This is a genomic window from Mycetocola sp. CAN_C7 (assembly GCF_015752285.1).
GTDB lineage: Bacteria > Actinomycetota > Actinomycetes > Actinomycetales > Microbacteriaceae > Mycetocola_A.
Genome location: NZ_JADOUY010000003.1, coordinates 96348 through 108650 on the forward strand (window position 1 = coordinate 96348; position 12303 = coordinate 108650).

At 64.6% G+C, this 12303-nt stretch carries 9 protein-coding genes; 6 read left to right on the forward strand and 3 right to left on the reverse strand.

The features are described from left to right. Positions 1-11: 11 nt before the first annotated feature. The 3 genes from IWX78_RS07145 (at position 12) to IWX78_RS07155 (ending at position 3405) form a co-directional block, all read left to right on the forward strand. A complete protein-coding gene (locus tag IWX78_RS07145) occupies positions 12-1265 on the forward strand; it encodes a hypothetical protein (RefSeq protein WP_334684613.1) in 1254 nt (417 codons plus the stop codon). A 5-nt stretch (positions 1266-1270) separates the two neighbouring features. Further along, positions 1271-2593, forward strand: coding sequence for a DUF4041 domain-containing protein (locus IWX78_RS07150; protein ID WP_442929221.1), 1323 nt, complete (start codon positions 1271-1273; stop codon positions 2591-2593). A gap of 107 nt (positions 2594-2700) precedes the next feature. Next, positions 2701-3405, forward strand: coding sequence for a hypothetical protein (locus tag IWX78_RS07155; protein WP_196832844.1), 705 nt, complete (start codon positions 2701-2703; stop codon positions 3403-3405). On the opposite strand, the gene IWX78_RS07160 is transcribed toward IWX78_RS07155, so the two are convergent. The 3 genes from IWX78_RS07160 to IWX78_RS07170 all read right to left on the reverse strand — a co-directional run bounded on the left by IWX78_RS07160 (position 3402) and on the right by IWX78_RS07170 (position 7864). Next, entirely contained in the window at positions 3402-5549 is a 2148-nt protein-coding gene (locus tag IWX78_RS07160; protein WP_334684659.1) for a serine/threonine protein kinase, read from the reverse strand. The two genes, IWX78_RS07155 and IWX78_RS07160, sit on opposite strands and share 4 nt — an antisense overlap. Positions 5550-5664: 115 nt before the next feature. Continuing rightward, positions 5665-6372: an IclR family transcriptional regulator gene (locus IWX78_RS07165; RefSeq protein WP_334684615.1), complete on the reverse strand. Its 708-nt coding sequence runs from the start codon at positions 6370-6372 to the stop codon at positions 5665-5667. Beyond that, the gene (locus tag IWX78_RS07170; RefSeq protein ID WP_196832847.1) at positions 6365-7864 is read right to left on the reverse strand and encodes an APC family permease; all 1500 of its coding nucleotides are present in this window, start codon (positions 7862-7864) and stop codon (positions 6365-6367) included. Before IWX78_RS07170 ends, IWX78_RS07165 begins: the two co-directional genes overlap by 8 nt. 232 nt (positions 7865-8096) lie before the next feature. Between IWX78_RS07170 and IWX78_RS07175 the strand changes: the two genes are divergently transcribed. Genes IWX78_RS07175 through IWX78_RS07185 form a run of 3 tightly spaced genes read left to right on the forward strand, consistent with a single transcriptional unit; the run spans position 8097 to position 12272 of the window. Further along, positions 8097-9581 carry an APC family permease gene (locus IWX78_RS07175; protein WP_196832848.1) on the forward strand — a complete coding sequence of 495 codons (1485 nt, stop codon included), beginning with the start codon at positions 8097-8099 and terminating at the stop codon, positions 9579-9581. Positions 9582-9625: 44 nt separating this feature from the next. After that, positions 9626-11731 carry a primary-amine oxidase gene (locus IWX78_RS07180; protein ID WP_196832849.1) on the forward strand — a complete coding sequence of 702 codons (2106 nt, stop codon included), beginning with the start codon at positions 9626-9628 and terminating at the stop codon, positions 11729-11731. Between the two features lie 10 nt (positions 11732-11741). Continuing rightward, positions 11742-12272 carry a hypothetical protein gene (locus IWX78_RS07185; protein WP_196832850.1) on the forward strand — a complete coding sequence of 177 codons (531 nt, stop codon included), beginning with the start codon at positions 11742-11744 and terminating at the stop codon, positions 12270-12272. The last annotated feature ends 31 nt before the right edge of the window (positions 12273-12303 follow it).

Genomic DNA, 12303 nt, shown 5'->3' on the forward strand with positions numbered 1-12303 from the left:
AGGAGGTTCGCGTGGCCCAGCGTCGAGGATTTTTTGCAGAGATGCAGCACCAGGCACGTCTAGCGGAGAAGCGCCAAGCCGCCGCCTCGCGCGAATACAACGCGGCCGTTCGGCGGACCGAACAAGCACAGAAAGCGGCGCAGCGAGCATCGTTAGCAGCCCAGCGAGCATCGGAGGCAGATCGTCGGCGACTCGAGAAGGAGGCCGCGGCTGCACACGTTGAGGCGATGCAGGCAGAGGTAGAGCAGCTGAACGCTCAACTCTCTGCGAAGTACGAGCGCATAGATTCACTGCTCTCGGCGACCCTAAGCATTGATGACTATGTCGATCTCGAATCTCTCCGCAAGGTGGCCACGCATCCCCCATTCGATCGTCCGGACCTAAAGCAACCGTTTCCTGCGCCGGCAACCATTCCTGAACCAGCGCTCCCTGTAAAGCATCCAGTACTGCCCCCGAAAGGCCTGCTAGGCCGGAAGCAGAAGCTTGCTGAGGCGGAAGCTGCGGTGGAGGCTCAATACGCTGCCGACTATTGGGCGTGGCACGCAGCGACGCAGGAGCTACCAGCCCGTCGCGAAGCGCAGGCTGCCGAATATGCAGCACTGGAGCAGCGACGTCTAGAACAACTCGAAAACGAGAAGGCACGATACGACCGTGAATGTGCCGCTCGGGAGGAAGCGGTTCGCGAGCAAAATGCCGAACTCGACCAGCTCATCAGTGGGCTCGGGTACGGCACTGTGGACGCTGTTCAAGAGTATGTAGGCATCGTCCTCGCGAACTCCGTCTATCCCGAAGAAGTCGAGGTGCGTCATTCGGCAAAGTTCGAGCCCTCGACCGCAGAGCTCAGCGTGAGAGTACTGATCCCCGGCCCCGGGGAGATTCCCGCGGTCAAGGGATATAGGTACGTGAAGGCGTCAGACGAAATTGTTGAGACGCCGCTGTCTCAGAAGGAGACCAAAGAGAGGTATGCGGATGTCGTTCACAACGTTGCCCTGCGGAGCCTCCACGAAGTACTCGAAGCAGATCGACGTGGCCTTATCCAGAGCATCGCTCTGGAACTTGGCACAGAGACCATTAATCCAGCCACCGGCCGTGAAACATATGTACCGTTTGCTGCCGTAGCAGTCTCCCGTCATGTCTTCTCCGAACTGGATCTATCGGCGGTCGTTCCCGCGGCAACTCTTGCCCATCTCGGCGCCGTGGTCTCGAAGAATCCGCTGGGCCTCGTGCCTGTGAGCGGTTCGGGTGTCCGGAGCGTGCAGGGTTGAGCGCGTTGAACTTCAACCCGCCTCCGGGGTGGCCCACTCCGCCTCCCGGGTGGCAACCCCCAGCGGGCTGGACACCAGACCCGTCCTGGCCGGACATGCCCTCGGGCTGGGAACTCTGGACTATGTCAGGAACGGCTGGTGAGGAAGCTCAGGTATCGGCTGATCCGCTTCAAAGTAACGTGCCTCTTGGCGCCCCAGTCGAAGAACAACCTGCTCGCGATGAGTCAAGCCGAATCGCAGTGCTTGAGGCTGAGAATGCCGCATTGCGTTCGCGTCTGACAGCGACAACATCCGAAACATACGTAGAACTGAACGACGCCGTCGTCCTACAAGACGTGGGCATCTACAGGTATCACCACCCGCTCGAAGCCGCGGCCGCGTACAAGGAACGCCTGAGTGAGATCGACGGTCGCGCGGCGGACCTCGTGAAGACCGGGAGGGCGATCGTCAAGTCGGAGCTCTTCACTTTCAACAACTCCCTAGCCCAGGGGCGTCGGATGACGGACGATCTCTCGAAGCTCATGCTGCGCGCCTACAACGCCGAGGCTGACAACAGCGTTCGGTCTCTTCGGGCAGGAAACGTTGTCACGGCGAAACGTCGAATGGATGCCACTCGCACCGCGATCGCGAAGCTGGGTCGCATGATGGAGATGCAGATCAGTGACGAGTTTCACGCGCTGCGTTTCGAAGAGATCGAGCTCACTTCTGACTGGCTCATGAAGAAGCAAGAAGAGAGAGAAGAGCAACGCGAGGAACGAGCTCGGCTCAAAGAGGAGAATCGGGTTGCAAAGGAACTCGCGGAAGAACGCGCGCGGCTGGACAAAGAGCGCGCCCATCTTCTCAATGCCCTCAGCGTTCTAGAGCAGCAAGGGCAATCAGACCCAGACCTCATCGGTCGCCTTTCTGCAATTGACGCTGCGATCGAGCAGAACGACTTCCGGGCCGCGAACATCCGGGCCGGCTACGTCTATGTGATCTCTAACGAGGGTGCGTTCGGCAAGAACGTGGTGAAGATCGGTTTGACTCGCCGCCTCGAGCCGGCGGACAGAATCGCAGAACTCAGCGGCGCATCCGTTCCGTTCCGGTTCGACACGCACACTCTTTACTTCTCGGAAGATGCGGTGACACTCGAGAACGAACTACATAAACATTTCGCCGATCGGGCGCTGAACCGGGCCAACGCACGGAAGGAGTTCTTCTTCGCGAGCCCATCCGAGGTCCGAGACGTGCTTCTGGAGAAGGTGGGCAACCTGTTGGAGTTCACCGAGACCGCCGATGCGATGGAGTACAGGCAATCTGTCGGCCTGTGGCCGACTCGACAGCCGTAGGTGCGGCCGCTGATTGCCCGCAAGGATCTAGGCGCGGCCCCAATCAAAGCAACGAACCCCTCCAGGTCGGCATCACGGCCCCACTGTTGAAGAGGTAGATTCATCGTATGCGTGAGAAGAGAGTGACGCACGAGAGCAGGTTCTCGACAGAGACTGAGCTAGCAGCGCCAGTTGAGGCGTGGCTCGCGTTCATGGGCAGCACCTGTGTCGGTCGCGAGGTCGAAGTCGGGTACGGCATTCCCGATCTTGTAGGCGGCGTTGGTAGCCGGGCAGCCCTGCGCAATCGACGGCGGCAGGCGCGACCTGTGACGCATGCGCTTCAGCTCGCGGTCCTCAATTTCTGCCAGACGTCACGGTCCGAAGCCGAGTTGCGCGAGTGGGCTCCCAACGGATTCTCTGAGTTGAATCGACGCGCACTGAAACCCCTTCTTAGCCTTGGAATGCTTGCTACCCAGAACAACAAGCTCCGCGCGCGTGTGGCGCCGAAGGACCCTTTTGAACGAATAATCGCCGTCGAACTGAAGTTGGCCGACGCCACGAGGGGCCTGGCTCAGGCGTACGCCTACCGTGCGTTCGCCGACGTGGCTTACCTCGCGCTCCCCGCTCATCGAGTCAACCCCGACCTCATGGAGCGAGCGCGCGCAATCGGAGTTGGATTGCTCGCCGTTCATACAGAGCTCGTGGAGGAGATCGTGGAACCCGACGGCGACTCGTACGCGACAGCAGGGCGGAGGCGGATGGCTAGCGAGTACACCATGGCAGCGCATGCCGACGCTGCCTCTCGGTCTGCGGGCGCTCCGAGGCGGCGCTAGATCAAGGCGCTTGCCCAACTCGCGAGAAATCCGCCGCCGTCGCCGGCAATACGCGTCGGCGGAAGTGCGCGATAGTTCGTCGCAGCTTCCTCTACGAGCGTTCGCATGATCGCGATGCGCTGGCCGGCGGGTTGGGCTGCCAGCGCATCGACCTGCTCACGCTGCGAGGTCAGGTTGTGCTGGACGAGGAGCACCCGCTGGTCGGTACTGAGGTTGTCGAGGTCGGGATTCGCGGCGAGCAGCTCTACACCCTGGGTTGTGTGAAGTTCAACCAGGGCTTCATTCGCTCTACGCATTAGGACGTAAGTGTCCACGGGCACCGAGTTGAGAAGTTGCGGAACGTAAACCCGATCGAGAGGGCTCCACCCCTCCTCTTCGGATTCGGGGTGAGCACTCATGTTCATGAGGTTCCCGCTCGTCCCTGTTCCCCAACCTGCCGCACCGAGGGCGAGGAGCAGGAGTCCGCTGCTCGCGCGCTTACCCACGATCACGGGCACCCCGGCTTCTCGCATGACAGTCAGCGCGTCATGGAAGCCGCGAATCGTGGGAACATCCCCAAGCGGAGCAAAGGAGGGCTGCGCGGTGGCAACGAGCAGATACAGCGAAGACATCCGTTGGCCGGTGACCGCCGCCAGCAGCGTGTCCCGCGAGGAGTCTTCCGATAGCCACGTGGCGTGGACAGCGATCCCTGTCCACACCTCTGCGCGTTCGCCCTCAGGGCGCTCGCTCATGAGTTCCTCGAACTTTGTCGCGCATGCCAAGGACTCATAGATCCAGCTGGCTTCGCCCTCCCCGGCATAGAAGTACGGCGCGATCACAACATCCGGCGAGTGCTCCATCATCTGATCGAGGACCGCACGGCAGTATGCCGAGCGCGCGTCATCGTCACTGAACCCGGTGAGCCGAGCGCCCTCTCCATAGGGAAGCCTTTTGAAGAACGAGGGTCGGAACTCCTCGGGGCTGCGTGAGTAGTGAGTCACGGGGTCGACCGCTGCGCGGGCCCCGAACGCCCGTGCCGCGTCAACGAACTCGGTGACGCGCTTGCCTGCTCTTAGATCGACGATGACACCGTGAGGAGCAATCCCGGCGAGGCCCGGGCCCTCCGCGAAGTTCTTCACCTGGGCGATGTTTACGAAGAATTCCTGCGGCGCCGGCTCGGCGAGCTGTGAGTTTTCGAGGGCGAGAATCGCACGGTCGAGGTCAAGGACTAGATCCTCTACTCGGAGATAGCGTCGGTGGGGCTGCTTTTGGAGCATGCGCTCGATCACGTCGGCGGCAACACTCGGGATGTTCTGGTCGATGCCTCGAATCGGCTGCGGCGCCTTATTCGCGGGGGCGAGCCAGCGGTCGTGGACGTTCGCTGCGAAGAACGGCGGCACATTGGTGAGAAAGAGATACCCCAAGGAGCCGATGACGAACTGGTCGCTTCGCCAGTCGCCGTGGGTGGGTGAGGATCGAACCTGCTCCGGGCTCATCCAACCCGGTGTTCCGGGTGTCGGAAGCTCGGTCAACGTCTCATCGTCCATGTGCCGGGCGAGACCCAGATCTACGATGACGGGGCTACCGTCAGAGCGCAGGAGAATGTTTCCTGGCGAGAGATCCCGGTGCGCCGTGCGCTCCGCCCAGATTGCTGACGCAGCGTCAGTGATCTGCCGTACGAGCTGGAGCGCTTCCACTACGGGGAATACTTGCCCACCAGCGATCGCTTGGCGAAGAGAATGCCCTTCAATAAAGGCCATCTTGATCCATTTGTACGTGACGCCGTCGTGCTCGTGGTCGCCGTGAGCGATAAAGGGGACCACGCCGGGATGCGACACCCGCTGGAGCGCCGCCAGCTCTCGTTCGACGCGCGCCGCTTCGGAGAGACTAGGGTCGATCACCTTCAGTGCGTAAGGATCGCCGTCATCGGTCACCTTGAAAGTGCAGGCGAACCCGCCCGTGCCGAGATGAGCAATTGACGCGCCCGCCGGGATGATGTCCTGCGCAACGGTCTCGAGTGTGTTCCGGTCCGCAGGCATCTCGCCACATACCCCCAGGTTGCAGTGTCTCCGGCAACCCTGCCGGACATGGACGACCGTATCGTACCGATCTATCGGTACGGGTTCGCCACGCCTGCCTGGAAAAGCGAAACGATGCCGCAGCATCGTCAAGGCGAAGTGGCGGCTGCCTTCGGGTCAGGGGAAGCTGTAGCGGATTGACGCTTTCCATGCGCGGCGAACACGAGCTTCAAAGCAAGCGCAGTCGTAAGGCGTCGGTGGGTTACGCGAGAAGGGGCGCCAAAGCGAGCGCTCCTTCGTCGAGCTGGGGAAGCAGGTCGCCCGGCGTTGCGATACGTTGCGCCGGTGCCGACAGGCAGAGCGCGCCCACGAGGCGACCGTCCGATCCCCGGATCGGCAGCGCCAGGCATCCGTATCCCGGTGTCAGTTCGCCGGTCTGCGACGCGTAGCCCGACGATGATGCACCACCGGCGCGCTCAGCCAGGAGCAAGCGACCCATTGCGGACGCGGTCAGGTCGCGCGAGATCCGAGACTCGTCACTCAGCGGGAAGTCCGGGTCGGCGTCGACGATGAGCACCCGATCGCCTTCGTAGCGGACCAGGTGGATTCCGCCCCGGATGCGCGAACGGAGCTCTGCGATCACCTCTCGCACCGCCAGCGGCGGCGGGGGTGGTGCGACCAAGTGCGCCAGTTCGACGACCTTGCGGCCGAGCGCGAAACCGGTGAGGTCGGGCATCCGCACGAGGTATTCGTCCTGCACGAGGAGGTTGATCAGGCGGTAGGTGGTCGCGCGGGGGAGGCCCAGACTCTGCGAGATCTCTTGCGCCGTCACGCCTGCGCCCAGGCGGGCCACTTCTTCCAGGACGGTTAGGGCGCTGTGGATTGCTTTCGGCTGGCGGGCTCGGAGTTCGGTCGCCGGTTCCCTCGGCTTCGCTTCGCTAGAGCCAGCGGCAGCGCGCGGCTCAGTCACGGCTGACATCCGACGTCGCCCCTCCGAGCACATCGGCGGCACTGGGCTCATCCCACGCCCCGATCGTCTCGCGCAGCCACGGACGCCGCCGCAACCGCAACCGGTACGCCGCCACCCCGACGAGCAACACGACCACGAACATCCACACCCCCACCGCCCGCGCCGACAACGCCTCACTGACGAGGTAGACCACGAGCACGCCGGTCAGCAACACGGATGCCGCCACCGCGCGCACCCCCGCCCAGACCGTGAACTCACCGATCCGCCGCAAGAACACCGGCGCCGCCGCACACACGAGGATGTAGGCCGTGATGTATCCGGCGGCCGCCACCACGATGAGCACCTCCATCGCCGGCCACAGTCCGTCGCCGATGAACACGGCCACGATCGGCACCACGGCGATCACCGGAACCGCCACCATCACAGCATGGAACGGCGTTCGGTACGTCGCATGCGCCCGCCCGAACGCCTCCGTCAGCAGACCCTCACGCCCCATCGTGAACAGCACCCGCGCGAGCGCCGTCGTCGACGCGATCGCACAGGCCAGGAACGACGCCGCGATGCTCACGTCGAGCAGCACCCCCATGCCCGCCACCCCGAACGCCGTCGCCAGATCGTTCACCGGAGACCCACTGTCACGGATGTCGCCCCCCAGCGACGCGAACCCCACCTGCTGACTGAACGCTGCCAGCAGGAACAACCCGCCAGACACGATCACCGTCCAGACGATGGCGCGGGGGATCGCCGCATACGGTCGCCGAGCTTCCACCCCGAGAGTGGCCGAACTCTCAAAGCCGACGAACGCCGTCAACGCCACCACCGCCCCCACCGACAGGCTCGCCGGCGTCGTACCTGCCAGCGACAGCGCCGACCAGTCGATCGTCGGCCCCACCTGCACGAGCAACGTGACGACGAGCACAAGAATGATCGCCACAGAGACGAGCTCGACTAGCAGCGTCACCCGCGTCGACACCCGGATGCCCCGCGCCAGCACGAGCATTACCACCGCCGCGAGCAGCCCCACGATCAGGGCCGCCACCGCCGAACTCGCCGCGAGGAACGGCGACACCCGGCCGAGCAGGATTACGAGGTAGTAGCCGGCCCCCGCCAGCGCGAACATCGCAATGAAGCCGTAGCCGATGAGCATCCCCACCCCGGTGACGACGGCCGCGCCGGCACCGAACGTCTTCGCCACGAACGTGTAGAGCGACCCGGTCGCCGCGATGCGCTTCGCGAACGTGTTCACCGTCGTCGCGATCAGCAGCGCGAGACCCATCGCCAGGACGAGCGCCCACACGGATGCCCCGCCCGACACCAGCGCGATGAGCAGTGGCATCGTCGTGGCCGCCGCTGACGGCGCCACTGCCGAGACCGACTGGGCCAGCACGTCGGCGAACCCGACACTGCGGCGGTCGAGGCCGTGCATGGGAGACCGGCGCCCCAACCCCGGAACAGGTTCGGGGGAAGCGATCGCCCGCTCGAGCGCGGTCACAGGGAGAACTCCGACATGAACACACGGTAGATGGCCTCCGTTGCGTCGTCGCGACGGCCGTGTTTCGGGTTCGTGACCGCTAAATGAGACAGCCGGGCGGCATCCGTCTCATTCACCGTGCACGGTGTTTTACGCTCGAGGAATCTGAGCGCAACAGCGGCACTGGATGCTTGCCGTAATCCGCTCCCTCCACATCCGCAGCCCTCGCGGCCCCTCAGCTTGGAGAACCCTCATGACAGTCACCACCAAACCGGCGTCAGACGCCGGTGCCGCACCGACCGGCCGGGCCCTCTCCGGCTCGCTCGGTGTCACGGCCATCGTCTTCATGGTTGTCGCCGCGGCGGCACCCCTCACCGTCATCGGCGGTGCGGCGCCGCTCGGCATCCTCCTCGGCAACGGGGTCGGCTTTCCGAGCATGTACGCCATCTCGGCCGTCGTACTCCTGCTCTTCTCCGTCGGGCTCGCCGCGATGACCAAACACGTGCCCAAGCCGGGCGCGTTCTTCACCTTCGTCGGTTACGGACTCGGCAAGAAAGCCGGCCTGGCCAGCGCCTTCCTCGCGCTGCTCACCTATACGACCATCCAGGTGTCGGTGTACGGCTACATCGGCTACCTCCTCAACGTCACCGTCACCGGACTGGGCGGCCCAGACATCGCCTGGCCGCTGTACTCGCTCGCGTCGATCGCGCTCGTCGGCATCCTCGGCTACCGGCACATCGACCTCTCGTCGAAGGTGCTCGGCGTTCTGCTCGTCGGCGAGGTCGGCATCGTGCTCGCGCTCGTCGCTGCCGTCGTCTTCGCCGGTGGGGCCGACGGCCTCTCCCTCGCTCCGTTCGAACCTGCTCACGTGATGAGCGGATCCCCGGGCATCGGCCTGATGTTCGCCATCGCCGCGTTCATCGGCTTCGAAGCCACCGCGATCTTCCGCGACGAGGCCAAAGACCCGAACCGCACCATCCCGCGCGCCACCTACGTCGCCGTGATCGGCATCGGCCTGTTCTACACGCTCGCCTCCTGGGGACTCGTCATGGCCTGGGGGCCAGACAACGTACTCGGCGTCGCCGCTGAAGACCCGGGCGCGATGATCCTCGTCACCACCGCCATGTACCTCGGCACCGTCGGGGAGATCATCATCAACGTGCTGCTCATCACGAGCATGTTCGCCTGCGTGCTCTCGTTCCACAACGTCATCACCCGCTACCAGCACTCCATGTCGAACGCCGGAGTCCTGCCGGCCCGCATCGGCTCGGTGCACTCGAAGCACGTCTCGCCGCACCTGTCGTCGCTCACCCAGAGCATCACCGCCGCCGTGTGCATCGTGATCTTCGCGATGCTCGGGCTCGATCCGGTGCTGCAGGTGTTCACCTGGTTCGCCGGCGTCGCCACCCTCGCGATCGCCATCCTCATGGCCGTGACGAGCGCTGCGATCATCGTCTACTTCGCCCGCACCAAGAAAGACGGACGGCTCTGGAACACGGTCATCGCGCCCGGCCTCGGCTTTCTCGGACTCGTCGGCGCTGCCGTCGTGATCATCGTGAACTTCCCGATGCTCGTCGGCGATGTGGATGCCACCGGGACCCCCGCGTTCGGCACCGTGAGCGCCGTGCTCCTCGGTCTGATCGTGCTCTTCCCCGCCATCGGCTGGGTGCAGGCCATCGTCGTCAAGAAGACCAACCCGGCCGTCTACGAGACGCTCACCGACGCGATCAGCAGCTGACCCTTTCACTACCCACCCCGCACCACCAGCAAGGAGACCACCTCATGACCCTCGTCGACACCGCACCAGCCTCCGCCTCGCAGACCGGCGGCGTGCAGCATCCGCTCGCCGACCTCACCGCCGACGAGTTCGTGGCCATCCGCGACATCGTCACCGCAACACCCGAGTTCACCGACACCACCCGCTTCGCGTACGTCGGACTCGACGAACCTCACAAGCGCGCGGTTCTCGCCTGGCAGGCGGGGGAGGGAGCACTGCCCGAGCGCCGCGCCCGGGTGATGCTGCTCGACATGGCCACGGGGCACTCCACAGACAACATCGTGTCGCTCTCCTCGGGTGATGTCGTCTCCACCGCCGTGCTCGACGGCTCCGCCGGGCAGCTGCCGATCCTCGTCGAGGAGTTCGACGCCGTCGCAGACATCGTCGCCGAAGACCCGCGCTGGCTCGCCGCGCTCGAACGCCGCGGCACCACCATCGACGACGTCAAGGTCGTTCCTCTGTCTGCGGGGTACTACGACTTTCCTGAAGAAGAAGGGCGACGGATGCTTCGCGTGCTCGCCTTTCGTCAGGACTACCCCGGTGACCACGTCTGGGCGCACCCGGTCGACGGTCTTAGCGCGTATGTCGACACGGCATCCCGCACCATCACGCGGCTGATCGACGCAGACGACCTGCCGATCCCGGCGGAGAGCGGCAACTTCGACGACCCCGCCGTGCAGGGGCCACCGCTCACGACGCTCAAGCCGATCGTCATTACCCAGCCGGAGGGGCCGAGTTTCGAGGTGGACGGCGACGTCGTCAGTTGGGCGAACTGGAAGTTCCAGATCGGCTTCGACGTGCGCGAAGGCCTCGTGTTGCGTCAGCTCTCCTTCACGGATGCCGGCGAAGACCGCCCCGTGATCTACCGCGCCTCGATCGACGAGATGCTCGTGCCGTACGGCGACCCGTCGCCGGTGCGCTTCTGGCAGAACTACTTCGACACCGGCGAGTACCTGTTCGGACGGTTCACCAACTCGCTCGCGCTCGGCTGCGACTGTGTCGGTGAGATCAAGTACTTCGACGCGACGATGGCCGATGAGACCGGCAACCCGTTCACGATCAAGAACGGCATCTGCATGCACGAGGAGGACTTCGGCACACTGTGGAAGCACTCCGACATCTACACCGACTCCAACGAGGTGCGCCGCTCGCGCCGGCTCGTGATCTCGTTCTTCACCACCGTCGGCAACTACGACTACGGCTTCTACTGGTACCTCTACCTCGACGGCACGATCGAGTGCGAGGCGAAACTCACCGGCATCCTGTTCACGTCGGCGTACCCGGGGCTGGCTGAAGACGGCTCCGATTACCCGTACGCGTCCGAGGTCGCGTCGGGACTCGGCGGCCCGTACCACCAGCACCTGTTCTCGGCACGGCTCGACATGATGGTCGACGGGCTCTCCAATGCCGTCGACGAGGTCGAGGTCGGGCGGGTTCCGGTGGGGCCTGGCAACGAGCACGGCAATGCGTTCACCAAGAAGACGACCCGGATCTCGACCGAGGCGCTGTCGGGGCGCACTGCTGACGCATCCGTCGCCCGCTCCTGGAACGTCGTCAACACGGAGAAGACCAACCGGATGGGCCGGCCGACCGGGTACACGCTGTATCCGCAGGATGCTCCGACCCTGCTGGCGGATGCCTCGTCGTCGATCGCGGCGCGGGCCGAGTTCGCGACGAAACACCTGTTCGTGACGCAGTACGACCCGGCCGAGAAGTACGCGGCGGGTGACTTCGTGCACCAGAACCCGGGTGGAGATGGGATCTCTGCGTATATTGCCGACGACGCCTCGGTCGATGGGGAAGACATCGTGTTGTGGCACACCTTCGGGCCGACGCACTTTCCGCGGCCGGAAGACTGGCCGGTGATGCCGGTGGACTACGCCAAGTTCACGCTGAAGCCCTATGGCTTCTTCGGCAAGAACCCGGCGTTGAATGTGCCCGCTACGGTGGCGCACTGCTCGTCGGGGATCGTGTCGCCTGATGGGGTGGCGTCTGAGGAGTTGGGGCTGACGGCTGCTGCTTCGGCTTCTAATTCTGCTTCGCCGGGCGCGTCTGCGGCTGCGTCATCTGCGTCTGGCGGATGCGGCGACAACTGCACCTGCGGACACTAGCGTCCCTCCCATGACCGAGCTGCTCCATCTCTCGGCCCTGCTGCCGGCTGCCTTCGGTGCGTGTTGCACCGTGGGTGGCCGGCGGCGTGGTCGTGTGCGTTCCGGCTTCGAGGCGTCCGCCGCCGTGGTGATGCTCGTCGCGATGGCGGATGTCGCGGTGGGCCTCGGCCTGGTCGCCCCGATCCTGTGGGTGGTCGGGCTGGTCGTGCTTGCGGTGGTGTCCCCGGTGATCGGGATCCGTCACGATCGCTCCCGCGAGGTTCGCCCTCATCCCGGTCTCCACACCAGCCTCGGGCTCATCGTCATGGCCGGACTCATCGCGCTGATGTCGGCCGGTCACGTGGCATCCGTCCCGGTGCATCATGGTGGAGGAGGGCTGTTTCTACTGCTGGTGTTCGGCGGTTCCGCGATCTACGTCGGCTACTCCGCCTGGCGTGCGGTCACTCTGTATCGGATGCCGCGGCGCGACCTGCTCGGGTGCCTCGAGGCGGCGAGCATGGCGGCATCCGTCGCCCTGATGGTGGGCGCGCTCGCCGTCTGATCACTGGTGGATGCCGCTGCCCCCTCGGCAC